We start from the raw sequence: 26013 nt of genomic DNA, 5'->3' as shown, positions 1-26013 counted from the left end.
ACGTGTCTTTTGAATTTCTTATTTACGCGCTTTGGTAGGATTCTGCTTTAGCATCTCCCCAAAGATCTTCTATACGATAGCGGCTTCTAGTATCCGTTTTGAATATATGAACAACGACATCCACAAAATCGAGCAGAATCCACTCTCCATTACCTTGTCCTTCTTTATGCCACGGATCTTGACCAAAAGCTTTGTAGACTTCTTCTTCGACACTCTGTGCAATCGCATTAACCTGGACATTACTGTCGGCATGACAGATTACAAAATAATCAGAAATAGTTGCATTGACTTCACGCATATCCAACTTCACAATCTCATTACCTTTCTTCTCTTGCATCCCCAATACGACAACTTCTGCCAATTTGTTGGATAATTCTGAATTTTTCTTTTTACTCATTAAGAAATGTTATAGTTTTACTCAAAAACTTTAAAATCTTTTTCCTTTTGCAAAATAATACATTTTTCGGACATTATCAGCCACTACCCATAATTGTTTTGGAGGCAATTGCTTCCACAAATGATTATTCAAAACAATTGTTGACAAATTTCAAGCCACAGATAGACTTTACTGCCATTATGGCAAAGCATCAATCGCAGGGTCGGGGTCAAAGGGGAACCACATGGTTAGCGCCAGCCCATATGAATATGACAGCTAGCTTTATATACACCCCTCCCTCGCTTTCCATTTCCAAGCAGTTTTCTCTAACCATACATACGAGCTTGGCGGTTTATGACGTCATTCAGAACATCGTTCAGGACGATGTATGGATCAAATGGCCAAATGACATTATGGTGGGAAAAAGAAAGATAGCAGGCATACTCTTAGAAAACAAAATATCAGGCCATCTTATTAAAACGGTAATTGCAGGTATCGGGATAAATATATATCAGGATAAATTCGATCCGGAAATCGCTCATAAAACTACCTCTCTAGTTTTAGAAAACTCGGACATCAACCTGACCATCATGGATCTGGTGAAAAGGGTACAAAGCCGTCTCCGATATTACCAACATATCTTTGAGGAAGAACACTTTAACTCCCTTCTCGAATTATACAACAGTCGTCTCTTTTTGAAAGGTATAGACAGTCCTTTCATTATTGACGGAACACCTACGAACGGTAATATACAAGGAGTTGACCCCGATGGCATGCTATCGGTATCCCACAATCATGGAATACAGAAATACGACTTGAAAGACATCATTTATCAGTTATAACAAAAAATTTACTTGCTCTTACGATAAGAATAAATGTACCTTAGCGTTAAACTTTATGACACTTAAGAGAGTCATAGAATCAAATACAAGTTATAGAAGAAATATTATTATGAAAAAGTTTAGCTTACTAATCGTTGCAGTCTTAATGACAATCACTGGTGCTTTTGCACAGATCCACCAACCTGTAAAATGGAGTGTTGCGCACAAAAAAACAAGTAAAAACGAGGCTGTCATCTTCATTAAAGCTACAATCCAGAACGGATGGAACATCTATTCGCAAAATGTGGCTGATGGAGGTCCAATCCCGACGTCATTCAACTTTACAAAATCTTCGGATTACACTTTAAATGGAAAAGTTTTAGAGCCTACCGCTAAAACAAAATACGAAGAGGTATTCAAAATGAATGTACCTTACTTCACAAATGAGGTCGTATTCCAACAAAAAGTTAAATTGAACAAAGGTACTGCTACAGTTAAAGGTTCCGTAGAATGGCAAGCATGTGACAAGTCACAATGTCTTCCTCCTGACGAATATAACTTTACTGTTACTGTAAAGTAGATTTTACACAACCCAGATAGAGAAGGCAGTATTTTACTGCCTTTTTTTATACTTTTATATTTCAACAACATTTATCAATTTTATGAAGACTTATCTGTTTTCTTTTTTGCTGTCCATTTTCTTTGTCACGACACTAGCGGCTTCTACACAGGATTCTTTGGTATCCTATGAAGATGTCACGTTTTCTGACGAAAACAGTGTGGACAGTTCACAGCTTACCACTGTTCCTGATGATCTTGTTTTTTCAGACGGACAGGACAGTGGCCAAAGCCAGGTCGACAGTACATCGATACCCAATGATACAGCGGGGGCAGTTGCTCCAACAGGTGCCGACGGCGAGGACAAGTCCATGTGGGGCATCTTTATTGCCGGTCTCTTGGGGGGCTTTGCGGCATTCTTTATGCCTTGTATTTTCCCAATGGTACCGCTTACGGTGAGTTTCTTTACCAAGAAATCCGGAAGCCGTTCGCAGGCGATATCACAGGCCTTTCTTTATGGCGTCTTTATCATCGTGATCTACGTTGCCTTAGGTATGTTGATTACGATTGCATTTGGCCCCGAAGCATTGAATGAACTGTCTACAAACGGTATCTTCAACTTCTTCTTCTTCCTGTTATTGGTTGTTTTTGCGGCATCTTTCTTAGGAGCTTTCGAGATCACACTTCCGAGTTCATTTGTCAACAAGATCGATGCGCAGTCGGACAAAGGGGGATTGATCGGTCTGTTCTTTATGTCGGCGAGTCTGGCAGTGGTGTCTTTCTCCTGTACAGGACCGATTATCGGTACTTTATTGGTCGAAGCTGCGACACGCGGTGAGCGCCTTGGTCCTGCGATCGGTATGTTGGGATTCTCCATTGCTTTGGCTGTTCCTTTCGTATTGTTCGCCATGTTCCCTTCGATGTTGAAGTCCATGCCTAAATCGGGCGGTTGGTTGAACAGTGTGAAGGTCGTTCTGGGATTCCTGGAATTGGCATTAGCGCTTAAATTCCTTTCCAACGTGGATCTGGCCTACAACTGGAACTTCCTGGACCGTGAGGTGTACCTGGCCCTGTGGATCGTGATATTCGGACTTTTGGGTCTCTACCTGATCGGCAAGATCCAGTTCTCACACGACAGTCCATTACAGTTCCTGTCCATTCCGCGCACGATGATCGCCATCTTGGTGTTCTCTTTCGTGGTGTACATGGTTCCTGGATTATGGGGAGCGCCTTTGAAAGCGATCTCGGCCTTCCTTCCTCCGATCGGAACACAGGATTTTGACCTGAACAATCTGACATTGAGCGCCGCTGGCCCGGCACATACAGGCGGAGCGGATGCCAATAGCCGTAAGCATTATACCTATTTCCACAGCAAGTCGACGATCAAAGGATTGGATCCGTACTACGATTACGACGAAGCGCTGGCAGCAGCAAAGGAACAGAAGAAGCCGTTGTTGGTGGACTTCACGGGCTGGAACTGTGTCAACTGTCGTAAGATGGAGGCTGAGGTATGGAGCAGTCCGAAGATCAGGGCAATGCTCAATAACGAATTCATTTTGGTCGAGCTGTATGTGGATGACAAGGTGTTGACGCTTCCAGAAAGCGAGCACTATGTGTCTGACAAAACAGGCAAGACTATCAATACGGTGAGCAAGCGCAATGCTGATTTTCAGATTACCAAATTTGAAAGTAACTCACAACCTCTGTATGCCCTTTTGGACAACGAGGGAGAGCTGTTGGTTCCGACAAGCGGTGCCATCTACGATATCGAGAAGTATGGAGCTTTCCTACAATCGGGTATCGACGCTTTCAAAGCAAAATAGTACTTTACTAATTGTTTAATATATAGCCCCTTTTTCATGGAAGTGTTAGAGGGGCTTTCTTGTTTTTGAGCGGCAGGGCTATGGAGTCTATAGACCTTGGTTGCTGTCGGGATGCGTATAAATGAGTATTGTAATTAAACGCAAATTTCCCTAAGTTTGTTTATTATAATCCTTAAACCTTATAAATAATTCACTATGATTAAGAAATACGTTGCCTACTCGTTACTTTCTGGTTTTATTATCGCCGGATTCAGTGCTTGTGATGGAGCGGGAAAGAAAGCCGATAAAGAAGAGATCCATAATGCGGCTACGCAAACTATCCCTAAAGAAGCGGAGGGATTGATCGGACGATGGGATATTACGGTAGATAAAGAAGGAAAGCAAGTGCCTTCATGGCTTGAAGTCAAGCTTTCGGGGTTTAATGTACTCGTTGGTGCTTTTGTGGCAGATGCAGGAAGCAGTCGTCCCGTTTCGCATATCAAATTGGACAATGGGAAGTTTTCGTTTGAGATTCCCCCACAATGGGAGGGTGGTGAAGGTGTATTCACAATCCAAGGAGAGCTGGTCGGCGAAGAGATAAAAGGAACTATAACCAGTAATAAGGGGAATGTTTTTAATTTTTCTGGAGTGAAAGCGCCTTATTTGGTTCGTGAAGGTGAAGTGCAGTGGGGAGAGCCTATTGAATTATTCAACGGGAAAGACTTGACAGGCTGGAAAACGTCCAGTGAAGATAACCAATGGGTGGTTAAAGATGGTATCCTTATTAACCAGAAGGCAGGTGCAAATTTAATAACTGAACAAAAGTTTGAAGACTTTAAGTTAACAGCTGAATTCCGTTATGCAGAAAAAGGTAATTCTGGAATTTACCTTCGTGGACGTTATGAGGTGCAGATTGAAGATTCTCCAAAGGACCGCCATCCCGGCGCACTGTATTACGGAGGCGTATATGGGTTTCTGGCACCTAGTGAAATGGTTACGAATGGGCCTAACGAATGGAATACCTATGAGATTACGCTTCGCGGAAGGATGGTGACGATTGTGTCTAATGGTAAGACTATCATCAATAACCAAGAGATACCGGGGATAACGGGGGGAGCGTTGGATAGCAAAGAAGGAGAACCTGGACCTATTTATCTGCAAGGAGATCACACTGGTGTCGAATTCAGAAAAATAAGTATCACACCTGCAAAATAAGAAAGATTATTTTTTTACAATGGTCTGTTGGCGGTATTTTTTATTGCTGACAGACCATTTTTTAATGGCATTATAGCGGGTTATAATCCGATATGTACAACTACAATATCAGTGTTTCGGTAAGAAGGATGATAGGATACAATCGTACCGCTGCCTTTATAATAGGCGAGCTCGTCGTATACCGCCTGTCGTAGGGCTCCCTTGCCTTTGCCGTGAATAAACTCAATCTGCGTATAGCCCCAATAAATTGCGGCATCGAGATTATCTCTTAGTTTTTCGAGGGAAAGTCCCAATAGTTCGTCCTGTTCATAATCTTCAAAGTCGCTGATAGAATCTGCATGCAGGTCAACAACTTTCGGTGGGCGTGGGAGTGTACGGGACATCTGATGTGATGGATTAGAAAATAATCGATTTGTCTGGGTTTTTCTGGATATAATCCAGCTTACTTTGAAACATCACAGCCATTTTCTGGGCTCTCCATTTTGCTTCATCAGCTTTCTCTCCACTGAATAACTCGTCTACGGTACTGTTAAATAATAGGAGCCATTGATCAAAGTGTTGTTTGCCAATTGGCAGATGCGCATGCGGGGGGAAGGGACGACCATCATAGGTATATTCATTGAGCAGTAATGTTTGCCAGAATGCGTACATTTTGGCAAGATGCTCAGGCCATTTGTCCTGTATGTTCTGATCGAAGATAATACCCAGCATGTCATCCCGACGGATATTACCGTAAAATGTATCTACAAGCAGTTTGACGTCTTCCAACGTGGTGATATCTTTTTTTTCCATCGCACATCTGTTTTATCAACTGTAAAGTTCTCTATTTTTTATGATATTGTCGTCAAAATACCGTCTGTATTTACCTATTTAATTGCTTTTTTAAAATTATTTATCAAAAAATCAGTCTGTTGGCTATTATTTTGACTTTTTGTCTTTGAATATTCAAAACAGGTCCCTATATTTGCATCACTTTAAAGGTGATACCTTTTCGGGGTGTAGCGTAGCCCGGTATCGCGCCACATTTGGGATGTGGAGGTCGTAGGTTCGAATCCTGCCACCCCGACAACACTTACACTAAGTAAAGTCAAAAACCCGCAAATTGAACGAATTTGCGGGTTTTTTGTTTTTTTCCATACCAATAAACCCCAAAGAAAACCAATCAAAATGTGAGCTATTCGGTGAGTGATTTTGATACCTTAATTTTACTCACCTATTAGCATATAATTATCTGTATATCAATTTATTGAATACGATAATTTTGATGCTGTTTGCTCTTGTTTGATACCCTTTTGAATGCACATAGGTGAGCAGTGTGTAAGGAACCGTGCAAAAGTGTATCAGTTAAACAAAAATTATATTGGTATGAAAAGCAGGAACACATTCGGAATCCACTTCGTATTGCGGATTCCCAAACAACAGAAAAACGGCATGGCAACGGTCTATGCAAGGATTTCCGTAAACGGTCGCAGGTCTGAAATCTCGCTTAAAAAGAAAGTAGCCCCAAAGGATTGGGATGAGGCAAAAGGCAGTGCGAAAGGCAAGCGTGAGGAAATCCAGAAACTGAACAGCCACATCGAAAGGGTTAGGACACTCATTGCGGATGGCTACCATGAATTGGTACAACAGCGCAAGACCGTCAGCGTGGATGCGGTCAAATCCCTTTTTCTTGGTACGGCAGAGGACACCATGACCCTGCGCAAACTTGTGGAGTACCACAACAGGGAAACGGCGCACAAGCTTGCACATGGAACATTGAAAAACTACTGTACCACCCAGCGGTACATCGAGAAATTTCTCAAAGAGAAATACAAAAGAAACGACATTGCACTATCGGAACTCAACTACAGGTTTATCATGGACTTTGAGAGCTATCTGCAAAAGTACAAACCCAAAGACCACCATAAGCCATTGGGCAACAACGGTGTGATGAAGCACATAGAGCGGTTGCGCAAGATGGTCAATATGGCGGTCACGATGGATTGGCTCGACAAAGCCCCATTTGCCAAGTACAAACTCCACTTTGACAAATCCGAAAGGGGCTATCTCACAAAGGAGGAACTTAACGTACTTGCCTATAAGACATTTTCCATCGAACGCCTGCAATCGGTACTCGATATGTTCCTTTTCAGTTGCTTTACAGGACTTGCCTATATTGATATGGCAAACCTTACAAGGGGCAACATCGTGAAAGGCATAGACGGTGGGGATTGGTTGGTCACCAACAGGCAGAAAACAGAAACGGTGGTCAAAGTACCGCTTTTACCACAGGCATCCGCACTTATAAAGAAATACCACGACCATCCGAAAGCATCCAACAGCGACACGCTGTTCCCCGTTATCTCCAACCAACGGATGAACGGTTACTTAAAGGAAATAGCGGACATCTGCGGAATCGGCAAAACGCTTACATTCCATATTGCACGGCATACGTTTGCCACTACGGTCACATTGAGCAACGGCGTACCCATCGAATCCGTGAGCAAGATGCTCGGACACACGAGCATCCGCACCACGCAGATTTATGCCAAAGTGGTCGAACACAAATTGAGCGAGGACATGCAGAACCTAAGGGAGCGTATGGCATCGGGAAGCTGATAAGACCGCAATTCCCCTAAACAGGTCAAATTCAGTATATTTGTTAGAGACAGTCTGTTGTAACTGTCTCTTTTTTTTATTTCAAGAGTGATTTGCCATGCGAGATACGTATTTTAAGACACGCCGACCGTTCAGCAGAAGAAAACACCGATACGACATCGGTAGTCCTATCGGGTTTTGGAACTACTACGATGACAACCATTTTCTTACACGGCTGTACGTCATAGGCAACGAAGAACAGGAGCAGTACTATAATTATCACATGGACTATGCCGTAAGCACGGGCAAATGTACCGAAGCCGAGTTTTATGCACACGTAAGGGAGATAATTGCCGACCATATCGAAGCCATCAGAAAGGAATCCCCCTTTTCACGTAAGCACGGACGCAACCGTGTCAACCTTAAATACCTACGGACTTTCCGAGACTATCTCGTATCAATAAACACCTATGGATACCGTGATCCAGTGGATATTACCATTACACGTTATGATATGGAGATTGCTTCGCTGAAAAAGGAACTCGCAAAAAAGAACAGAGAGCTTGAGGAATTGAAGATATACGAAAGCAAGTACAAAGTAAAAATCACATATGGATATTTGAGTGCTTTTTTAGACCTCATACACCAATTCCGTGAAATCAGAACCCCTAACAAAAACGGTGTACGTATTCTGAGCGCATCTACGGAAATGGTATGGGCAAAGATGATATGTAAATATTTCCAACATGGCGAGGATGCACTCAACATTGAAACCATAAGGAGCAGGTTTACTGCCGATAAAGAAAAACGAGGTACAAAATACCGCCCGATAAGGGAAAAGGACAAGTTTTTTAAGATTGTACCCGAACAAGATTAGTGGTTTAATGTATATTCAAGTATTCATCTCAGTATAATCAAAAAAGGCAAACCATCTATGTCTGCCTTCTTATTATATTGGAAATCGCTGAATATTATCGAACCCATATCCTTACCACGGCTAATTCACCATCTTTATTTTTTAAAGTAATGGTATCCGTACCTTTACCATCGTCAGAGGTCTCGATAAAAAGAACTTGAAAATCTACATGCGAGCCAGTTTTAGGATCAATTGGACGATCTACTTTAACACTTTCCGTAACTTTGTTCGTCGAACTTAATATGAGCCAGTCTGTATCTTTAGGTAGATTGACAGTCACGCTCATGGTGTTGTTTCCTTCGAGTTCTAGATAATTTGTTGTGAGGTCTACATTAAGGGTGGTGGATACTTCCAAAAGAGCTACCGTACCTCTTTTATCTTTCAGCCTGTAATAAGTGTTTCCTAACTTCTTTGAAGTTATCTTTATACCGTCATTTTCGATAGCAGCTGTTGAGGCATCCCCTTTAATGCTTTTAATGGTATACGGACCACCTGCGCCAAATTGAATGTCTTTCATTAGATATGTCTGTCCTTCGGAAAGAAGAAGTCCAAAACTTGGCACCTCTAATGATTTATGTGTAGAACGGATCCGGATAGAAGCTTCTTGGAGCTTTTTATCAGTAATGGTCAGTTCGACCATATCTCTTGTAAGGAGATCGACCTTTATTTTATTACCGGTTATCACAACCTTGGCATCAGGTTCACCATCGGTCTGCGAGACGTTAGCAACGTATTCGCCATTCCCATCGATTATTTCCAATTCGATTTCTAGTTCATCAGTTTCCAAAATTCCATTATTTTCATTTGGAATAGACAACTTTAGTTCTTTAGTTTCAACTTCCGGCAGACTCTCTTCAAGAGGCGAGCTACATGCGTAGATTAAGGATAATAAAATAGAGAATAAGAAAAGAACTGGAAAAGAATATTTCATTTTTAAAATAGTTTTAAATGTAAAATAGCAATCAACAAAACGATCAAAAATAATACAAATATCCTATACTTTCAAGTAACAAACTTACTGCTATTAATTTATATATAGTTGAGAACAAAATTTATGTGTAAATGTAGCAAAGTTGACCAAATGCCTATAATGGTCATCCTCTGAACAGCTTTCTCCCATTCCTTTGTACCAAAAGTGGGCGGAAACATACCGTTTGTTTTCGCCCATAGGGTAACAGATTTTTTAACGATAACACAAAGGAGGAAAGATGAACGTAGAGCTTATCACGAGGGACGACCTCGAAAAATTCAAAAAGGAACTGTTCGAGGAAATCAGAAAGCACCATCCCCACCCAAGACGACAGGAACACGAACCGAGGGCATGGCTTAAAAGTTTTGAGGTCCGCAAACTGCTCGGCATATCCGCAGGCACATTGCAGAACCTACGTGTGAACGGGACGTTGCCGTTCAAGAAAATCGGCGGACTCATGTACTACAAGTATGGGGACATCCAAAAGCTGATGGAGGGAGGGGAAGATGGAAAATAGCATCTGCAAAATAGCGTTACGGGTGCAGGCACCCGACCGCCCAATCGAAGAAAAAATGGAGCTGGGTTCCCCAGCGGAGGAAGCGCATTTACAGCCCTTTGGAGGGGCTGTAAATACGATGAAAACCACCCAAGCATGGCGAAGCTACCGCACGCCAAACTTTGGTGGTTTAGTAGGGAGCAAGTTTATTTTTTTGCAATGCAAAAAACCGTTCCCCCACGCTTTGCGGAGTGGGGAATTGCGGATGCTCCCGATGGTCGCATTCCGTAAACTTGGGGAGGTTTGCCAATGAAAAAATTGGCAAAAGAAGACGGAACGGACGGAAAAAAACGTACACGAGGTCGCCCCAAAAAAGCCATCACCCGAAGCATTTCTTTGGTCGTCCGTTTGACCCCTACCGAACGGCTCGCCATTGAGGGCAGGGCAAAGAGTGCAGGAATGGTCGTAAGCGAATGGTTCAGAAAGACCGCCAGGACGGCGGTCATAATACCGAGACTTTCAAAAGAGGATGCCAGACACCTGCGCACCCTGTCGGGGATGGCAAACAATCTCAACCAATTGACCAAGTTGGCGCATACGGATGGACTTGTGTCAATCCTAACGGATATGCGCAGGTTACTTGGCGAAGTGGAGCGTTTAATGGAAAGGATTGGTAAAGATGATAGCTAAGCTAATTGTAGGCAAGAGTTTCGGCGGATGTGTCCGCTACCTATTGGAACGTGAACAATCGAAAGTTTTGGATTCGGCAGGCGTAAGGGATTACGACACCAAGACCATCATTGCCGATTTGAACGCCCAACGCAAGATGCGCCCACAGCTTGGCAATGCCGTAGGGCATACCGTCCTCAGTTGGAGCAACGAGGACAGGGCAAAGCTCACGGTGGAGAAAATGGAACAGCACGCAAGGGAGTACATGGAAAAGATGGGCATCAAGAATACCCAATATGTGACCGTACTGCATTCGGACAAGGAACATCCCCATTTGCATATCGTCTATAACCGAGTGGACAACGATGGAAATACGATAAGCAATTTCAACCATTGGCACAAGAGCCGAAAGATATGCAGGGAGATGACCGAGCATTACGGTTACCATCTTGGCAAGGGCAAGGCAAAGGTGAACAGGCAAGCGTTGAAAGGAAACGACAGACTACGCTATGCCATACACGACGCCCTTAAAGACATCATGGCAAAAGCCACGTCATGGAAACAGGTCGAAACGATGCTTGCAAGGCAAGGCATCGGCATCCATTACAAATACCGTAGCGGAACAAATGAAGTGCAGGGCATTTCGTTTGAAAAGGACAATGTCAAGTTTAAAGGCTCGGCGATTGACCGTAAATTCAGCTTTGCAAACATGGAGAAACAGCTAAATGAAAACCGAGCAATGGAAGCCACCCAACCGATTACGGACAGCCGTCCGCTCGCCGAACAGATTAGGGAGGTACTGCAACACCCACAGGAACAGCGGTCGCAAGCATACGAACCGCAGGGATGGGGATTGCTCGATGCACTTCTGGACACGTACACACCGCCCGAACCTGAAAGCATGAGCGATGCGGAAAGGCGCAGACGGAAAAGAAAAAAACAGGAAGCACAATCAAGGGGAATATCACGATAAACAAAAAAGAACATGAACGAACAGGAATTATTGGTCATACTAAAAGACACACAGGAAGCACTGGTGCAAGTGGGTAAACGCTTGCGAGAAATGGAAGAAAACAAACCCGAAATCAAGGACTATTCGACAGAATTGGCTGAAATACGTAAAAGGTTGGAGAGTAAAATAACAGAGGAAACGCTTGTCGGTATGAAAGCATCCATCCTAAAGCACGCTAAGGCAACCGATAGCCTTGTCACCGCTTTGGAGGAACAAAAGAAAGCAATAAGCGAAATGCCACAGCGTATTAAGGTCAATGTGGAGCATCGTATTACAGGGAAGCAACGACCGTATATCATTACGGGCATTGTCCTTTTGCTTGTATCGGTGTTTTCTCTTTTCGCCAGCATCCAGCTTTGGCTGGCAAACTCGGCATTGCATAACAGCGATATTAAAACCCGAATGGTCAGACTTCTATATCCGCACGTCTCGTTGGATATTGATTCCATCTACAACAGCAATCCCAAACAACTTAAAATTTGGGTAAAACAGGAGGAAGAAAGATTGCTTGCCATTAGGAAAGCAGAAGAAAATGCAAGGCAATCCACGGAGCAGGCAGAACGGGCAAAACGAGAATTGGAAGATCTGAAAAAGCAGAAAAAGTAGTGATCAACATACGAAATCTCATCATTACAATTTGTTTTACACTCCGCAATCTAGGGGGTAATACCTTTTGTAGTGTCTAAATTTTTGTGTGGTTGTACAGTCTTGTCTACCATTGTTCTAGATGTCGCATCAATCTGTTGTTTATAAGTATGTCAAGACTTTAGGCGATCTGGTTCCAAAGATTGTTAATACTATCAAGGAATATCCGCAATATAAAGTGATATGCTATGTGGCTTTTCAGGCAAAGGATAAGATTAGAGAGGGGAATCTATTTCTGTTTACGTCCTGTCAGCCCCAAAAACTCATTTACACAAAGGAGAATTCTGAATTTGTACCGATTCCCGAAAATTTTGATTTCACGAAATGCAAGGGGCTTGCTATCGATTTGAAGAATCGGGAACAGCAAAAAATCGATGAGTTTAAAGAGGGTTATTACCATTTTAGCGAAAAGGGTAAATATTCTTTGGCTTCTTTCATGTTGCATCAAGCTATTGAGCTTACTTACCGCTATCTCGAACTTTTACTAATTGCCAAAGAACGGGTTACGCATTCGATCCGATGCCACCATCTGTATATGAAGGAAATCATTTCTATTTATGCTAACGTTTTCGATGAAGACGATCACGATGATATCGTTTTACTGCAAGTTTTGGAAGATATATACCGCTCAACCCGTTACGAAGATCATTTTGAGGTCGCCCCTGAGATGGTAAAGCGATTAGAAGAGAAGATGGAGGCATTACATAAAAATGGAGTGCAGATTTTTGAGCATATTATCTCTTCTTTTGAAAAAGATCATCATCTAATTAACCAAGAACATTGTTTACCCCGAGAAATAACAGTAAGTAAGCTGGATGATAACGCATATTTAGAGGATGCTGTCGAGCAATTAAAACGAAGCATATCAGAGCCTATTGCGGTTTATTTGTTTGGACATCGTGCGCGCTCATTTTTTATCGAAGGGATCAATGAGCGTGAAACCACTGGTATCTGTGACTATTATTTCGATTTGTTGATAGTTAGCGAAACGGATATAAGGGAGCAGTTAAGCAGTTTACAACCTTTCATAAACGAACGTATAGGCATTTCTTTATTTCTATTGTCCTTTACAAAAGTCCAGATACAAAAGGAGCTCGATAAAAACAGCCCATTCTTTCACCAAGTGCTGTGTGAAAATGAAGCGTTGCTTCACGCAGGATTAGAAGTTAGCGATTGGCATTTTCATGAAAGTAAAGGGATGCGCACAAAGCAAGAGGTTGAGACGGCAAGAACAAAGTGGTACCAGCGAAAGGATAACGCCAATGGATTCTTGCATGGTGGTAATGCTATAGATAATTCAGAGGAAGTCGTGATTAAGGTTCTTTTATATAATCAGGCTATGGAGCAAGCCTGTCTTGGGTTGCTCGAGTTCTTTTATGGCTATACTCCCTATCAGCATAACCTTCATCATCTGTATAATTTATGCTGTAGCTTTTGGTACTTTCCAAATGATATATTTCCAAGGGCTACTGAAGAGGACAAAAGACTTTTTAAGGAATTTGTCCACGTAGTTAAGAATGTTCGCTATAAAGGGCTGTCTTATATTGATTGGGATGAAGCATACCGGTACGAAGCACGATGTGAACGATTTCTTGAAGAATGTATCAAACTCGTCCAAGGAACTTTCTCTAATGAATAGATTTAATAGGGTCGTTAGCCGTAAGACCAACGACGCCCACTCTTGCTTTGGCTGTTTAACATAAAAAACTCATTTGCCATATGAGGTAATATCACACATCTGTTGATTACTATTTAAAATCTTTAGCATAATACATCCAAGAAGAGAGTAAGCAAACGACAAGAGGTCAGAAGCTTAAAAATCCAACCAAAAATCAAGTTTAACCGTTTCAGTGAAATTAAAGTTCGTGTATCAAATTAAGCGGACTGTGGCTCGACGGATTGGGATTTTCTCCCCAAAAACGAGTAACAGTGACGACAATGGACAAACTGCTCATTATTCGATTAGATGAATAAATGATGTAAAGCCGTCAGTTCAGCACGAATTGACGGCTTTGTTGTCTTATTCCCACACCAATTACCAACATCATGGAAGATGTAAAGGTTCGTACGCTTCACGCATATAACATACACCAAATGTTTACAACAAATAATTTGAACGGTTAAAACTAAAAAAGCAACAATGATATTAGTCTACAAAAACCTTTTGTATATTAGCTACATATCAAGTTAACATATAGCAAATTGAAAACGATAGGAAGGCTATTGGGCGAATTATGAGAAATGGAGAGCTCCTTATAGTAATTGATACAAAACTTTCTCTTGGTTTGACATTGTAGTAAAAGACATTAAAGAGACGAATAATGAATGAAGTAAACGAAATAGCGGGAGCAGAAAAACAAATTGAAACACTCGAAACAGAAGTAAAAAAATTTGCTGACGGACTACCCCATTGGGCGAAATTTCTTGCACAAAAACTTTTACTGGGCAACACTATTTCCGATAACGATATTGATACTTCATATTCTTACTTACTTGAACAATTAAAACTTAAAGTAGAGACAGAAAAGGCTGAAATTTCTATTGACTATAATGCTGAAAACGCAGGAAATTACAAGTCTGATTTACTTCTTACAAAACTTGAAAATATTGAAGGTGTAAACGCCTTAACCGAAAACCAAACGATTGAGTTTAGTCCGAATCTTACAATCATTTACGGTGCAAATGGTTCGGGAAAGTCGGGCTATGTAAGACTTTTGAAAAATGTATTTTACTCTAAAGCACCCGAAGAAATTTTACAAAACGTTCATCTTGATAATGGCCATAAAGCTGTTAATGCAAGATTTACATTCAAATCAAACAACATAGAAACTTTATTAGGATTCGTGAATAAAGACAATGCTGAATTTGAACAGTTTGCTGTATTTGATGGGAAAAGTGTTTTAAACCATCTCGAACGGAGAAATGAATTTGAATTTCGTCCTGCTGGCTTGAGTTTTTTTGCCGATTATACAACCGCAATCGTTACTGTAGAACAAAAACTGAATAATGACATACAAGCTAAACAATTGGGCAGTACCGCAGATGATTTATCCGCTATGTTTGACGGAGATTCAGAAATTAAAACCATTGTTCTACGTTTGAATGCGGAAACAAGCATTGATGACTTAAAGAGATACACACCTTTTTCTGATGAAGATAAAATCCAAAAAGAAGCAATGCAAAAACAATATGACGAACTTCTTTTGGCATCGAGAGGAAAAGAGAAAGAAATAAGAAATCTCGAAGGTATTAAAGGCTTATTGGCTCAAAGCAAACAGTCTATTGAAAGCCTAAATCCGTTTTTTACAACCGACATACTTACAAAAGTAAAAACTGCAATTACTGACTGCATAACAAAGGAAGCAACAGCAAAAGCCGAAGGAATAGAAAATTTTAACACTGATAAGATTGAAGGAGTTGGAACAACAGAATGGAAGAATTTTATCGTATCGGCTGAAATATTTGCAAAAGTACAAAAAGCTGAAAACGTGGTTTATCCCGATAATAGAGATAACTGTTTACTATGTCAACAACCACTTTCAGATGAAGCACAGAAACTAATTTTAGACTATTGGGCTTTCATAAAAAGTGTTGCGGAGCAAAATGCGAAACAAGCACAAGAGAAACTTGATAAAGTACAAGAAAAATATGAGAGTTTAACCTTTGACCTATTCCCTCAAGACAATACACTTACCGTGTGGTTATCCGAAAAATATCCTAATGAATTGGAAATATTAAATCAAAAACTTTCTGAACAGAAAGCACTTGCTCAAAATATCATTTCCGATATACAGAACAAAACAGTGAATGAAAGAGCAGAAGTAAAAATCAGTACAGAACAATATACAGATATTGAAAATGCTATTGATGAAAAAATAAAATTGCTCAAGGAGAATGAGCAAAGCAAGGAATTGGAAAAACTATCGAACTCAAAATGCTTTTTAGAACATAAAGAAAAATTTAATGTACATTTTTCAAAGTTCGAAACTTTTGTTAATAATCAGGTTTGGCTTAAAAAAGCCAACAAAGCGGATTTTGCAAAACGTAAAGTAACCGACACAGAAAAGACACTCTCAAACAAATATTTCAATCAAAAATACATTGATGCTTTTAATGATGAGTGCAAAAAACTAAACGGAAATTTTGGAATTGAAATCAATCATACGGGAACTGCAGGAAAATCATACAGGCAACTGAAATTAAAAGGAAGAAATCCTAATGCTGTTTTGAGTGAGGGTGAACAAAAAGTAATTGCCATTGCTGATTTTATCGCAGAAATGCAATTATCACCAGTAAACAGAGGAATTATTTTCGATGACCCAGTTACTTCTTTGGATAATGACAGGAAGAAGCAAATTGCTGAACGATTAGCTTTTCAAGCAACCATAAAACAGGTAATCATCTTTACACATGATTTGGTTTTCTTTTATCATATCAAAAATTTTAGTAAAAAATTTTTGAGTGGAATTAACGACAGTTTTGTCCATCACTCTTTAGAACGAGAAAGTCCATTATGTGGTAAAGTTGTAGCAAATACAAGTCCTGCGAATGAAGGACAATATAACAATCCCACGAAAGCAGAAGAATGGCTAAGAAAAAGTAAAGCAACGAATGGAAATGATAGAGTTGACTGCGCCAAAGCAGGGTTATCGGCTTTACGAACTTCTTATGAAGCATTGGCTATTTTTACCATTTTAGGTGGGACGGTTCAACGGTTTGACCCACAGATTAGAATGGGGAGACTAAAAGACATAAAGTTTGAAAAGTTGCTTATTGAAACAGTTGTTGAGAAACACGGCGAAATATCTGATTTAATAGAAGGGCATCTTCCCTCTGATGAGTTTGGGATTGTACCAAGTCCTGAAATATTGGAAGAACAAATTGAGAATTTTAAAACTCTAAAAGAACAATTAAAAAATTTACAATAGTTTACGATTGTCGTCTAAAAATTGTTTTTGCTAAAAATATTATTATATATTTGCCAAATAATGTCAAGACTAAATTATGTCAACTATAATTGGTGAAAAACTAAAGTCATTACGGGAAGAGAAGCAAATTACGCAAAGACAGTTGGCTTCTGTTTTAGAAATTGATACTGCAACCTACTGTAAAATCGAAAAAGGCGACAGACGTGCAAGACGTGAACAAATTATGGTACTTGCCGAGACATTACAAATAGACTCAAAAGAACTTTTGAGGTTATGGTCAGCAGATAAAGTTTATGACCTTATTGTTGATGAGGACGAGGCTACAAAAATACTGGATGTTGTAGCAGAAAGTATTGTTAATTACAAACGTAAAAAAGCAAAGCAATGAAACCATTAGTCAAATATAGGGGTGGAAAATCAAAAGAAATCCCACAAATAGAAAAGCATATCCCTGATTTTAGTGGTAGGTATATTGAACCATTCTTTGGAGGTGGTGCTTTGTTTTTTTATTTAGAACCTAAAAAAGCTATCATTAATGATATCAATTCCAAATTGATGGCTTTTTATAATGGCGTAAAATCTGATTTTGACAATTTGCGAAGAGAACTTTCAGAAATTGAAAAAACTTATAAAACCAATCGTAAGAGATTTGAAGAGTTAAAATCCCAAAGACCCTCTGAAAGAGTAGAAGATGACAACGAGACACTTTATTATCAAATAAGGGATATGTTCAATGATTTAGCAGAAAAGAGATACTCTGATGCCCTATTATATTTTTTTATCAATAAAACGGCTTATTCGGGGATGATAAGATATAATGCTAAAGGCGAATTTAATGTTCCCTATGGAAGATATGCTAACCTGAATACTTCATTAGTGACAAAGAATCATAGTGATTTGCTTGCTAATGCAGAGATTTATAATTCTGATTATAAGCAGATTTTTGAAATGGCAGAAGAAAACGATTTTATGTTTTTAGACCCACCTTATGATTGCGTATTTTCAGACTATGGAAATGCAGAGCATAAAGATGGTTTCAATGAAAGAAACCATATAGAATTAGCAAACAACTATAAAAGATTGAAATGTAAAGCATTAATGGTTATCGGAAGAACCCCTTTAACTGAAAAGTTATATGGAGATATGATAGTGCATGAATATGGTAAATCGTATGCAGTAAATATAAGAAACAGGTTTAAGGCATCTGCTTCGCACATATTGATTTCAAACTACGGCAATGAAGCCAAAAGGCATTTTCCCGAATTAGAATTTGAAAAAGAGCTGGTACTCTAAGATTTTTTATGGCAAGAATTGACAGTAAAGTAATTTTCGTTACTACATCTCCACGAACTCCGTCTAAAATGATACCTGAAATTGAGTTGTTGAATGCTCATTTTTCAGGACAGAAATGGGATAACGACACACAAAGGGCATTTATGGAATTGTTGAAAGAGGAAAACTTTTTCAACGGTGAGGGGGCTAATGACCCTGCATTTAGTGCAAGAGATAGAATAAACCGAGCACCAAAAGCACTTGGGTTTGTTATTCTCTCCCCAACTATCAGTTTAACTCCTGCGGGATTTGAGTTGGTGAACTCAAAACGTAAAGAAGAAATTTTTTTACGACAACTTCTTAAATTCCAAGTTCCTTCGCCTTACCATAGACCATCCGCAAATTCGGCAGAATTTTGGGTTAAACCCTATCTTGAATTATTTCGTTTAATCCGTCATTTTGGTTCATTAAAATTTGATGAGCTGATGATTTTCGGTTTACAATTGGTTGATTATAGAGAATTTGATGAGATTGTTAAAAAAATTGATGATTTCAGAGTATCTAAAGCACAGCATGAGGGTAACTATAAAAAATTTCGTGCTGAATATTTGGATAAAGAATTACGAGACATTTATGCAGAAGATATTATTGCAGGGAACACAAAAACAAGAGAAACAAATGATGCCTCTGTCACGAAATTTCTGAAAACAAAAGCAAGCAATATGCGGGATTATGCAGATGCTTGTTTTCGATATTTACGAGCCACAGGGCTAGTAAATATTTCACATATAGGCAAATCAATATCAATTGTTCCAGAGAAAATCCAAGAAGTAGATTACTTTTTACAAAATACCGATAGGGAGCCGTGTTTTATAGACAATGAAAAACGATATGTGGATTATCTGGGAAATGCCGAAACTCCTACTTTGCTTTCAGACAATAGAGAATTGCTTGAACAAAAAATTAGCTCTGAATTTCCGCATATTACGATACCTAAAACAGCTACATTACAAGAACTTAAAGATATTTTTGCTGATGAAATAGAACGTAGAAAAGAACAAATCCTAACAGACCAAGTAACAGCAATTAAAGATTACCACTTATTTGATGAGATAAACTCAACATTTGAGCAAATACTTGACAACTCCCTTTATGATACTCCATTGATGCTTGAATGGAATACTTGGAGAGCGATGACGATGTTAGATGGAGGAAGTATAAAAGCAAATTTGAAATTTGATGATTTTGGTAATCCCATGTCAACAGCACAAGGGAATATGGCTGACATTGTTTGTGATTACGATGATTTTGGGTTAACCGTTGAAGTAACTATGCAAAGCGGACAAAGGCAATATGAAACCGAGGGAGAACCTGTTACTCGACATCTTGCTAAAGTTAAGAAAGAAACGAACAAACCCGCTTACTGCCTTTTCATTGCACCTAATATCAATGAAGCGTGTGTGGCTCATTTTTATGCTTTACATAAAATGAATATTAGTTATTATGGGGGAAAGTCAACTATTGTTCCCTTACCGCTTAATATCTTTATCAAGATGCTTGAAGATTCTCACAAAGCAAGTTATGTTCCCGAACCTAAACACGTTCAGCAATTTTTTGAACGTTCCAACGAGTTGGCAAATTCAACCGATAACGAACAAGATTGGTATAATGGCATAACTAAAGAAGCATTGAACTGGTTAAATGAATAAAACTTAGTTGAACGAAATGACAGATAATTGGGCGTTAGGTCTCCGAAATGTCCGATAACGGAATGTGTCGGAAATATGTTGGATAAATTATGTAGTCGTTGCGTCTTTATACTAAAGACAAAATAACGTCAATAACGCCATGATAACGCCAGAATGAAGCCAAGTGTTTTCCCCACGCTCATTAGTGGCTTGCGAAACCCCACCGCTCTTTGCCCTGCGCCGTTCTCGCTTTGGCTGTTTACGGTGAAAGGCTGATGTGTAATTTGTAGCCGATTGTTTCCTTTTGTTGGCTGAAACCTTTATCTTTACACCAATCACCGAGCAAACTATATGTGAGCAAAAAGGTGAGCGGTTCTTCAAAAGGATTTTCAACCGATTGATTTAAAGATATTTGCGGAGGTTAGGAATCTTCCTGCCACCCCGACAAAAAAAGCTCTAACGAAAGTTAGGGCTTTTTTCGTTTAGGGGGTTGGCTGATAAGAGCCGTGGTTCGATCCGGAGGAGATTCATGGATGTGTTGGAGGTTGTGGGGCTGAAGCAATCCTGCCACCCCGACAAAAAAAGCTCTAACGAAAGTTAGGGCTTTTTTCGTTCAGGGGGTGGCTGATAAGAACCATGGTTCGATCCGGAGGAGATTCCTTTTTTATTTTTTTGTAGGAATTGAAATAATTTCCTATGTTTGCGGGCAATTCTTGATTTATTAATCTTTTAAAACATCAAGGAATCATGACAGAACAATTCTACATATCGCCCCTTTCGCTTATTGCCTAAAAAGGCAGTCAAATTATTTTTTTCTTATAATTTAATAGACGTGCGAGTTGTTTGCACCGTGTTTGCCTGCCTCCAAACTTTTATGGGCTTTTTCTGAGCGCTTTTTGAAAGGGTATATCCTTACTAAGGACGAATCGAAATCAACAATAAAATTCAATAAAAATAAATTGAAAGTGTGATGGACACACAAGAATGGTTGTGCCCGACGAAAACGGCACGTCAGAAAAAGCGACTCGTTAAGACGGATCGTGATAAAAAGCTGATGCGATTGGAAAAGAGACGGTTAGATCTTTGGAAACAGCGGCGATTGCTACCTCTGGAACCTTTAAGGTATCCTTATCAGCGGGGATGGAAGCGCTTTTTTGTACTCCGCGAAGATTTGAAATATGATGCAAAGGCATTGTTTTATGAGGCTTTGCTTAACAAGATCAATACGGTTGAATATCATTACGATAAAACTTTTAAACAAAGAAAGCGACGTAAAAGACGGTGCCAGTATACCTCCAGATTGCAAATGCTGCAGGAGATATCTGCTTACAGTTGGGATATCAATCGCTTGGAGCTTACAGAGGAGGAAAAGGCATGCTTTACCTGTATTGAAACCTATCATGTAGAAACAAAATGCCAGGTTATCAACTATGTGTTTTCAGAGCCTTGGCGTTATAGATTGAAAATTGCGCCCCATATGATTACCCACGTACAGGTGCTCGATATAGCTATCGAAAGAGAGTTGGCCTACATAGAAGATCATCTTACTAATCACAACCTGGGACCGCGTATCAATACATTGACGCATGGCGCTGGGTACAGTTGGAAGCGGTGGTCAGGCGAGCGCATTAGATATATTAATAGAATTAAAAATATACCTAGATATAGTCCCAAAGAGGCCTATCTAGCGTTAGATGTATAAAACCCATATGGGAAATTTAAGAACAAAAGATTTAAGTAAAATAGGATACCTTAATGATCAGCTACGAAGCTTGGTCATTAATACCGTGTCCAAAAGTTTTAAGCACTACAGCAAGCAACAATTGTTGGACTTGTTAGTAGCTATTAAAAATAACCCAGAGGCTTATCTGGCGAATGAACAAACGAATAAAATAGCCGAAAGAATAATAGGGCGTGTCCAAGGAGCGACTTATACGGTACACAATTTGGTAGATGAACCCGTGCCTGTGAAGATATATGGCGGCAAAGAAATCGAACAGTCTGCTAAAAGGCAGATGGAATTGGCGAGACTGCTGCCTGTCAGTGTACAGGGCGCACTGATGCCTGATGCACATATGGGCTACGGGTTGCCTATAGGTGGTGTGTTGGCGACAGAGAACGCGGTGATTCCCTATGCAGTCGGTATGGATATTGGCTGTCGGATGGCGCTTTCTATTATTGATGAAAGCGAGGGGTTTATAAAACGCTATGCCTATCAGATCAAGCAGGCATTAAAAAATAACACTCATTTTGGAATGGAAGGGGGATTGGATATTCGACAGGAGCATGAGGTCTTGGAAAGTTCAATATTCGATGAGATAGCTTTTCTGAAACCTTTGAAAGGGAAGGCTGTGCGGCAGCTGGGAACCTCCGGTAAAGGGAATCATTTTGTGGAGTTTGGAGAGATCGAGTTATTTAGTGATAACACTTTAGGACTGCCAGCCAAGAAGTATGTGGCATTGTTGACACATTCGGGGAGTCGTGGACTGGGGGCTGCTATTGCCATGCATTATACGAAAATAGCAATGGACCGCTGTAAATTGCCACGGCATGCGCAGCAGCTGGCTTGGCTCGATATGGATACCGAAGCTGGACAGGAGTACTGGATCAGCATGACCTTGGCAGGTGATTATGCCAAGGCCTGTCACGATCGTATACACACCAACTTGTTAAAAGCATTGGGGTTAAAGTCAATCTGTATGGTGGATAATCATCACAATTTTGCGTGGAAAGAAACCTTAGAAGATGGTAAAGAAGTAATTCTACATCGTAAGGGAGCGACTCCTGCAGGTATTGGTGAGTTGGGTATTATACCAGGCAGTATGACAGCACCTGCATACCTGGTGTCAGGCAAAGGAAATAAGGATGCCCTATATTCGGCATCGCATGGTGCAGGTCGTGCGATGAGTAGAAAAAAAGCAAAAGACAGTATGACCTCCTCGACGATGAAAAAACTCCTGTCGAAGTCCGGAGTAGATTTAATCGGGGGTACTGTCGAAGAAAACCCTTTAGCCTATAAAGACATCGATCTGGTAATGGCCGCGCAAAAAGAGCTGGTCGATGTACAAGGAAAGTTCTATCCGCGTATTGTAAGAATGCACAAGGATTAAGGATGGAGAAGAAGATTGTACAAATTACCTCAGGGAGGGGGCCGCTGGAATGCTGTCGGGTTGTGGCCAAAGTCCAGGGTATGATGCTTAAACAGGCCAAAAGAAAAGGAATTCAAATGGAGGTGCTCGAAAATAAAGTAGGACAGCGCAGAGGATTGCTACTGTCTGCTGCGATGATGGTGACAGGTCATAGTTTAGATGCATTTTTGCAGGAGTGGATAGGTACCGTACAGTGGGTAGCACAGAGCCCTTATCGCAAGTATTACAAACGTAAGAATTGGTTTATAGGGATAGCTGCTTTCGATGTCAAGGACCTGCTGCACTGGAATGTAAAAGATGTGAAAATCGATACCTGTCGTTCAGCTGGCCCCGGTGGGCAGAATGTCAATAAAGTGGAGACTGCCGTCCGTGCAAAACACCTGCCTTCCGGAATACAGGTGGTCGCAATGGATTCAAGATCGCAGTTGGAAAACAAGAAAGCCTGCCTGGCTAGGTTGGAAGCAAAGGTGTTGGTCTGGCAGACAGAGCAGTTGTTGGAGCAACAACAGGACCAATGGCAGGCACATAATGAGCTGGAACGAGGAAACGCCGTAAAGACCATCAAGCAGGACTTGTTTTAAAATACGAGCACATGTGTTGGTCTGATATTTGCCATGCTGTGTCGTAGAAAATGTAAACATATGATGAAGATAAAAATAAGTGTAGTATTAGCAGTACTGATCGCTTTTTGTGTCAGTTCTTGTTATGTCAATAAGCACCCTCATGGGCATGTTCCTCCTGGACAAGCCAAGAAGGTGCATGGTGATAAGTCTGCTAAAGAATATGCCCCTGGGCAACAAAAACACAAGCGTGGAAAAGGTAATAACCGGTAGTGAAGATGCAAATAAAAAAGGTTCCGCTGAAACAGCGGAACCTTTTAGTATTAAAAAATCAAAATAAAATACGCGTTTAACAGTACTCTTCGAATGCTGCTACAAGATTGTCGGCAATCATTTGGGCAGGTCTGCCTTCAATCATGTGTCTTTCGATCATATGAACCAACTTACCATCTTTGAAAAGTGCCATGGCAGGAGAGGATGGAGGGAACGGAAGCATGTATTCACGTGCTTTGTCCACCGCTTCTTTTTCCATACCAGCAAATACCGTTACTAATTTAGTCGGATGTTTTTCGTTTTTTACAGCTGCTTTGGCTGCCGGACGGGCGTTAGCCGCAGCACAGCCGCATACAGAGTTGACGACAACGAATACAGTACCTTCTGCAGGTATTGCAGCATCAACCTCTTCTACTGTTTTCAATTCCTGAAAACCTGCGTCTACCAATTCTTGGCGCATCGGGGCCACTAAATATTCTGGATACATGGGTATATAAAATTAAATTACAAATCAAAAACTAGTACACCTGTGTTCGCTAACAAAAGAACACGCACTGTATACATACAAATATAAGCTATTATAATACACTCTACAAGACTTTATCCTCAAGATAATGTCAGATTGTGAGAAGCATTATATTTGGATTCTGCTTTTTTTTACCGTAGATTGATGGCCTGTTTTTGTTATTGAAAATAGGTTTTGTTAATTTGGCCTAATATTTGATTATCTGTGGAGATAAAGCAAAGCCTTATGAGTGGTAAAGCTTTATTATATTATCGTGTAGTAGCACGTTGAGGGGAACTTTTGTTGGTGCCTAAAATTACGGACAAAAGTTTGATGTTTTTTTAAATACTGTTTATAAGAATTATATATGTCTAACTGGGGACGTTTGGATCAAGTGATACAATATTTGGGGTTTAATGTCAATTCTTTTTCAAGAGAGATTGGTCTAAGTAGAGCGGAACGATTGTATCAGATAAAAAAAGGAAACTATGATATCAGTAAGAATCTTGCAGGAATTATAGTCACCCGATTTCCAGAGGTCAATGAAGCTTGGTTGCTTACCGGAGAAGGTCCCATGCTGAAAGCACGCGAAAGCTCTCCCAAAATCCCGTTGTATAATACCAGCCTAGATGAATTCAATATCGACCTTTCACAGATGTCTGTTGTTGATGAATTGGAAATTCCAATTCTTTCCGGTAGTGATTTCGCATTTGTCCATCAAGGGGATTCTATGAGTCCGGAGATAGAGCACGGAAGTATGGTGTTTGTTAAGCAGGTGGACAAAGACGCTATAGTTTTTGGTGATATTTACATGATCATTTCTGAGAAAATAAATATCGTACGTTTTATCCGTGGTCTAGATGATAAGAGTTGGCGGTTAGTAGCAAAAAATGTGGCGGATTTTGATGATCTTGTCTTGGAAAAGGCACAGGTCAAAGCCGTTTATAAAGTCAAAGGTGTTCTTTCCATGATCTCGATGTAGGTAATGAAGGTACAGAGTTATATCGTTACGACGTTATAGCGTCGATAAAAGCCTGTGTGGCTTTCAGCCCGTTTTCTAACCTTTGCGGTCCCTGTCCTGAGATAACCTGGTAGTTTGCCTGTATATTGTCCAATTCTTTTTTCCAAACTTTCATGAAATGAGCGCGTTCTTCGGGAAAATCTCTTAAGGGGTCATTCTCCCAGGGAAGATCAATATCCATCAGCAAGTACAGGTCGTATTTCCGCTGCGCTATCTCCGTCAATACCGGTGTGGGCGTGTGGTTAAATAGGTAGTCACACCATATCTTTACCGTCATGATGGTCGTATCGCAGATGATAAGGTTATTTTTTAGTTGTGAGCAGATTGCTTCTTCTAAGGCGATTTGTCCATAGAACATATTGGTTTCATCCTGTAGGGTGTACTGGTTTTGCAGATCTTTACAATAGTATCGCGCATACTCGGGTACATAAGAACTATCTAAGGCTTTCGAAAGGTATTGAGCCATGGTAGATTTGCCTGTTGACTCAGGTCCAACGACAGCAATTTTTAGTAAAGAATCCTCGATATTGTTCATGGAGGAACAATATTAAGCATTTTTT

28 protein-coding genes, 1 tRNA gene and 1 pseudogene are annotated in these 26013 nt (G+C 40.3%); 23 read left to right on the top strand and 7 right to left on the bottom strand.

Features of this window, described 5'->3' with window-relative positions:
• Nucleotides 1–22: 22 nt before the first annotated feature.
• On the bottom strand, nucleotides 23–397 hold the full coding sequence (gene rsfS, locus M472_RS29030) for a ribosome silencing factor (RefSeq protein ID WP_021069371.1): 375 nt from the start codon (nucleotides 395–397) through the stop codon (nucleotides 23–25).
• Nucleotides 398–444: 47 nt separating this feature from the next.
• On the opposite strand from rsfS, the gene M472_RS0122495 reads away from it, so the two are divergent.
• From M472_RS0122495 to M472_RS29015, 4 genes are all read left to right on the top strand, one after another.
• A complete protein-coding gene (locus M472_RS0122495; RefSeq protein WP_021069370.1) occupies nucleotides 445–1218 on the top strand; it encodes a biotin--[acetyl-CoA-carboxylase] ligase in 774 nt (257 codons plus the stop codon).
• Between the two features lie 109 nt (nucleotides 1219–1327).
• The gene (locus M472_RS29025; protein WP_021069369.1) at nucleotides 1328–1777 is read left to right on the top strand and encodes a protein-disulfide reductase DsbD domain-containing protein; all 450 of its coding nucleotides are present in this window, start codon (nucleotides 1328–1330) and stop codon (nucleotides 1775–1777) included.
• Between the two features lie 82 nt (nucleotides 1778–1859).
• Complete coding sequence (locus M472_RS29020) at nucleotides 1860–3578, top strand: protein-disulfide reductase DsbD family protein (protein ID WP_021069368.1); 1719 nt, start codon at nucleotides 1860–1862, stop codon at nucleotides 3576–3578.
• A gap of 195 nt (nucleotides 3579–3773) precedes the next feature.
• Nucleotides 3774–4772, top strand: a complete 999-nt coding sequence (locus tag M472_RS29015) for a 3-keto-disaccharide hydrolase (protein ID WP_021069367.1) — start codon at nucleotides 3774–3776, stop codon at nucleotides 4770–4772.
• An 80-nt stretch (nucleotides 4773–4852) separates the two neighbouring features.
• On the opposite strand, the gene M472_RS29010 is transcribed toward M472_RS29015, so the two are convergent.
• Entirely contained in the window at nucleotides 4853–5155 is a 303-nt protein-coding gene (locus tag M472_RS29010) for a Smr/MutS family protein (RefSeq protein WP_021069366.1), read from the bottom strand.
• A gap of 13 nt (nucleotides 5156–5168) precedes the next feature.
• Nucleotides 5169–5564 carry a group III truncated hemoglobin gene (locus tag M472_RS29005; protein WP_021069365.1) on the bottom strand — a complete coding sequence of 132 codons (396 nt, stop codon included), beginning with the start codon at nucleotides 5562–5564 and terminating at the stop codon, nucleotides 5169–5171.
• Nucleotides 5565–5764: 200 nt separating this feature from the next.
• Between M472_RS29005 and M472_RS29000 the strand changes: the two genes are divergently transcribed.
• The 4 genes and pseudogenes from M472_RS29000 to M472_RS28990 all read left to right on the top strand — a co-directional run bounded on the left by M472_RS29000 (nucleotide 5765) and on the right by M472_RS28990 (nucleotide 8226).
• Nucleotides 5765–5838 (top strand) — tRNA-Pro (locus tag M472_RS29000).
• A gap of 230 nt (nucleotides 5839–6068) precedes the next feature.
• Nucleotides 6069–6413: pseudogene (locus tag M472_RS45895) on the top strand (Arm DNA-binding domain-containing protein); the annotation flags it as partial.
• A 66-nt stretch (nucleotides 6414–6479) separates the two neighbouring features.
• Nucleotides 6480–7370, top strand: coding sequence for a site-specific integrase (locus M472_RS28995; RefSeq protein WP_316928802.1), 891 nt, complete (start codon nucleotides 6480–6482; stop codon nucleotides 7368–7370).
• Between the two features lie 97 nt (nucleotides 7371–7467).
• Nucleotides 7468–8226 carry a hypothetical protein gene (locus M472_RS28990; RefSeq protein ID WP_021069363.1) on the top strand — a complete coding sequence of 253 codons (759 nt, stop codon included), beginning with the start codon at nucleotides 7468–7470 and terminating at the stop codon, nucleotides 8224–8226.
• Nucleotides 8227–8320: 94 nt separating this feature from the next.
• On the opposite strand, the gene M472_RS28985 is transcribed toward M472_RS28990, so the two are convergent.
• Nucleotides 8321–9196 carry a hypothetical protein gene (locus M472_RS28985; RefSeq protein ID WP_021069362.1) on the bottom strand — a complete coding sequence of 292 codons (876 nt, stop codon included), beginning with the start codon at nucleotides 9194–9196 and terminating at the stop codon, nucleotides 8321–8323.
• 277 nt (nucleotides 9197–9473) lie between these two features.
• Between M472_RS28985 and M472_RS28980 the strand changes: the two genes are divergently transcribed.
• Nucleotides 9474–9752 carry a helix-turn-helix domain-containing protein gene (locus M472_RS28980; protein ID WP_021069361.1) on the top strand — a complete coding sequence of 93 codons (279 nt, stop codon included), beginning with the start codon at nucleotides 9474–9476 and terminating at the stop codon, nucleotides 9750–9752.
• A gap of 185 nt (nucleotides 9753–9937) precedes the next feature.
• Here the strand turns inward: M472_RS28980 and M472_RS45415 are convergent, their stop codons facing one another.
• Nucleotides 9938–10165 carry a hypothetical protein gene (locus M472_RS45415; RefSeq protein WP_235049487.1) on the bottom strand — a complete coding sequence of 76 codons (228 nt, stop codon included), beginning with the start codon at nucleotides 10163–10165 and terminating at the stop codon, nucleotides 9938–9940.
• Here M472_RS45415 and M472_RS45735 point away from each other — a divergent pair.
• The 13 genes from M472_RS45735 (at nucleotide 10128) to M472_RS44885 (ending at nucleotide 23927) form a co-directional block, all read left to right on the top strand.
• Nucleotides 10128–10421 carry a plasmid mobilization protein gene (locus tag M472_RS45735; RefSeq protein ID WP_394330226.1) on the top strand — a complete coding sequence of 98 codons (294 nt, stop codon included), beginning with the start codon at nucleotides 10128–10130 and terminating at the stop codon, nucleotides 10419–10421. The genes M472_RS45415 and M472_RS45735 overlap by 38 nt on opposite strands.
• Nucleotides 10411–11373 carry a relaxase/mobilization nuclease domain-containing protein gene (locus M472_RS28965; protein ID WP_021069358.1) on the top strand — a complete coding sequence of 321 codons (963 nt, stop codon included), beginning with the start codon at nucleotides 10411–10413 and terminating at the stop codon, nucleotides 11371–11373. Before M472_RS45735 ends, M472_RS28965 begins: the two co-directional genes overlap by 11 nt.
• Nucleotides 11374–11385: 12 nt before the next feature.
• On the top strand, nucleotides 11386–12018 hold the full coding sequence (locus M472_RS28960; RefSeq protein WP_021069357.1) for a hypothetical protein: 633 nt from the start codon (nucleotides 11386–11388) through the stop codon (nucleotides 12016–12018).
• A 121-nt stretch (nucleotides 12019–12139) separates the two neighbouring features.
• Nucleotides 12140–13696, top strand: coding sequence for a HEPN domain-containing protein (locus M472_RS28955; protein ID WP_021069356.1), 1557 nt, complete (start codon nucleotides 12140–12142; stop codon nucleotides 13694–13696).
• Nucleotides 13697–13926: 230 nt separating this feature from the next.
• A complete protein-coding gene (locus M472_RS45955; protein WP_144062662.1) occupies nucleotides 13927–14031 on the top strand; it encodes a SymE family type I addiction module toxin in 105 nt (34 codons plus the stop codon).
• Between the two features lie 347 nt (nucleotides 14032–14378).
• Nucleotides 14379–16985, top strand: a complete 2607-nt coding sequence (locus M472_RS28950; RefSeq protein ID WP_021069355.1) for an AAA family ATPase — start codon at nucleotides 14379–14381, stop codon at nucleotides 16983–16985.
• 76 nt (nucleotides 16986–17061) lie between these two features.
• Nucleotides 17062–17373, top strand: coding sequence for a helix-turn-helix domain-containing protein (locus tag M472_RS28945; RefSeq protein WP_021069354.1), 312 nt, complete (start codon nucleotides 17062–17064; stop codon nucleotides 17371–17373).
• Nucleotides 17370–18278: a DNA adenine methylase gene (locus M472_RS28940; protein ID WP_021069353.1), complete on the top strand. Its 909-nt coding sequence runs from the start codon at nucleotides 17370–17372 to the stop codon at nucleotides 18276–18278. Before M472_RS28945 ends, M472_RS28940 begins: the two co-directional genes overlap by 4 nt.
• Before the next feature lie 8 nt (nucleotides 18279–18286).
• Nucleotides 18287–19966, top strand: a complete 1680-nt coding sequence (locus tag M472_RS28935) for an AlwI family type II restriction endonuclease (protein WP_022829282.1) — start codon at nucleotides 18287–18289, stop codon at nucleotides 19964–19966.
• Nucleotides 19967–20915: 949 nt separating this feature from the next.
• A complete protein-coding gene (locus tag M472_RS28930) occupies nucleotides 20916–21647 on the top strand; it encodes a hypothetical protein (protein WP_021069351.1) in 732 nt (243 codons plus the stop codon).
• Between the two features lie 7 nt (nucleotides 21648–21654).
• Entirely contained in the window at nucleotides 21655–23055 is a 1401-nt protein-coding gene (locus M472_RS28925; RefSeq protein ID WP_031301454.1) for an RtcB family protein, read from the top strand.
• A 2-nt stretch (nucleotides 23056–23057) separates the two neighbouring features.
• The gene (prfH, locus tag M472_RS28920; RefSeq protein ID WP_021069349.1) at nucleotides 23058–23675 is read left to right on the top strand and encodes a peptide chain release factor H; all 618 of its coding nucleotides are present in this window, start codon (nucleotides 23058–23060) and stop codon (nucleotides 23673–23675) included.
• A gap of 60 nt (nucleotides 23676–23735) precedes the next feature.
• Nucleotides 23736–23927, top strand: coding sequence for a hypothetical protein (locus tag M472_RS44885; protein ID WP_022829281.1), 192 nt, complete (start codon nucleotides 23736–23738; stop codon nucleotides 23925–23927).
• Between the two features lie 76 nt (nucleotides 23928–24003).
• Here M472_RS44885 and M472_RS28915 read toward each other — a convergent pair whose 3' ends face one another.
• Complete coding sequence (locus M472_RS28915; protein ID WP_021069347.1) at nucleotides 24004–24414, bottom strand: BrxA/BrxB family bacilliredoxin; 411 nt, start codon at nucleotides 24412–24414, stop codon at nucleotides 24004–24006.
• A 385-nt stretch (nucleotides 24415–24799) separates the two neighbouring features.
• Here M472_RS28915 and M472_RS28910 point away from each other — a divergent pair, with 385 nt between their 5' ends.
• On the top strand, nucleotides 24800–25414 hold the full coding sequence (locus M472_RS28910) for a S24 family peptidase (RefSeq protein WP_021069346.1): 615 nt from the start codon (nucleotides 24800–24802) through the stop codon (nucleotides 25412–25414).
• 25 nt (nucleotides 25415–25439) lie between these two features.
• On the opposite strand, the gene M472_RS28905 is transcribed toward M472_RS28910, so the two are convergent.
• Nucleotides 25440–25988, bottom strand: a complete 549-nt coding sequence (locus M472_RS28905) for an AAA family ATPase (RefSeq protein ID WP_021069345.1) — start codon at nucleotides 25986–25988, stop codon at nucleotides 25440–25442.
• Nucleotides 25989–26013: the final 25 nt, after the last annotated feature.

The organism is Sphingobacterium paucimobilis HER1398, assembly GCF_000416985.1.
GTDB classification, from domain to species: Bacteria; Bacteroidota; Bacteroidia; order Sphingobacteriales; family Sphingobacteriaceae; genus Sphingobacterium; species Sphingobacterium paucimobilis.
The sequence above is the reverse complement of the archived record's forward strand: the minus strand, read 5'-3'. Positions and strand labels throughout refer to the sequence as shown.

What these genes read in the sequence shown, in the direction of transcription:
- M472_RS28910 (WP_021069346.1), top strand. Translation starts at nt 24,800, where the DNA reads ATGTCTAACTGGGGACGTTTGGATCAAGTGATACAATATTTGGGGTTT.
- M472_RS28945 (WP_021069354.1), top strand. Translation starts at nt 17,062, where the DNA reads ATGTCAACTATAATTGGTGAAAAACTAAAGTCATTACGGGAAGAGAAG.
- rsfS (WP_021069371.1), bottom strand. Translation starts at nt 397, where the DNA reads ATGAGTAAAAAGAAAAATTCAGAATTATCCAACAAATTGGCAGAAGTT.
- M472_RS28930 (WP_021069351.1), top strand. Translation starts at nt 20,916, where the DNA reads ATGGACACACAAGAATGGTTGTGCCCGACGAAAACGGCACGTCAGAAA.
- M472_RS28905 (WP_021069345.1), bottom strand. Translation starts at nt 25,988, where the DNA reads ATGAACAATATCGAGGATTCTTTACTAAAAATTGCTGTCGTTGGACCT.
- M472_RS28985 (WP_021069362.1), bottom strand. Translation starts at nt 9,196, where the DNA reads ATGAAATATTCTTTTCCAGTTCTTTTCTTATTCTCTATTTTATTATCC.
- M472_RS28940 (WP_021069353.1), top strand. Translation starts at nt 17,370, where the DNA reads ATGAAACCATTAGTCAAATATAGGGGTGGAAAATCAAAAGAAATCCCA.
- M472_RS28965 (WP_021069358.1), top strand. Translation starts at nt 10,411, where the DNA reads ATGATAGCTAAGCTAATTGTAGGCAAGAGTTTCGGCGGATGTGTCCGC.
- M472_RS28925 (WP_031301454.1), top strand. Translation starts at nt 21,655, where the DNA reads ATGGGAAATTTAAGAACAAAAGATTTAAGTAAAATAGGATACCTTAAT.
- M472_RS45415 (WP_235049487.1), bottom strand. Translation starts at nt 10,165, where the DNA reads ATGGCGAGCCGTTCGGTAGGGGTCAAACGGACGACCAAAGAAATGCTT.
- M472_RS28950 (WP_021069355.1), top strand. Translation starts at nt 14,379, where the DNA reads ATGAATGAAGTAAACGAAATAGCGGGAGCAGAAAAACAAATTGAAACA.
- M472_RS28960 (WP_021069357.1), top strand. Translation starts at nt 11,386, where the DNA reads ATGAACGAACAGGAATTATTGGTCATACTAAAAGACACACAGGAAGCA.
- M472_RS29015 (WP_021069367.1), top strand. Translation starts at nt 3,774, where the DNA reads ATGATTAAGAAATACGTTGCCTACTCGTTACTTTCTGGTTTTATTATC.
- M472_RS29020 (WP_021069368.1), top strand. Translation starts at nt 1,860, where the DNA reads ATGAAGACTTATCTGTTTTCTTTTTTGCTGTCCATTTTCTTTGTCACG.
- M472_RS28980 (WP_021069361.1), top strand. Translation starts at nt 9,474, where the DNA reads ATGAACGTAGAGCTTATCACGAGGGACGACCTCGAAAAATTCAAAAAG.
- M472_RS29025 (WP_021069369.1), top strand. Translation starts at nt 1,328, where the DNA reads ATGAAAAAGTTTAGCTTACTAATCGTTGCAGTCTTAATGACAATCACT.
- M472_RS44885 (WP_022829281.1), top strand. Translation starts at nt 23,736, where the DNA reads ATGATGAAGATAAAAATAAGTGTAGTATTAGCAGTACTGATCGCTTTT.
- M472_RS28955 (WP_021069356.1), top strand. Translation starts at nt 12,140, where the DNA reads ATGTCGCATCAATCTGTTGTTTATAAGTATGTCAAGACTTTAGGCGAT.
- M472_RS29005 (WP_021069365.1), bottom strand. Translation starts at nt 5,564, where the DNA reads ATGGAAAAAAAAGATATCACCACGTTGGAAGACGTCAAACTGCTTGTA.
- M472_RS28990 (WP_021069363.1), top strand. Translation starts at nt 7,468, where the DNA reads ATGCGAGATACGTATTTTAAGACACGCCGACCGTTCAGCAGAAGAAAA.
- M472_RS28915 (WP_021069347.1), bottom strand. Translation starts at nt 24,414, where the DNA reads ATGTATCCAGAATATTTAGTGGCCCCGATGCGCCAAGAATTGGTAGAC.
- prfH (WP_021069349.1), top strand. Translation starts at nt 23,058, where the DNA reads ATGGAGAAGAAGATTGTACAAATTACCTCAGGGAGGGGGCCGCTGGAA.
- M472_RS28935 (WP_022829282.1), top strand. Translation starts at nt 18,287, where the DNA reads ATGGCAAGAATTGACAGTAAAGTAATTTTCGTTACTACATCTCCACGA.
- M472_RS29010 (WP_021069366.1), bottom strand. Translation starts at nt 5,155, where the DNA reads ATGTCCCGTACACTCCCACGCCCACCGAAAGTTGTTGACCTGCATGCA.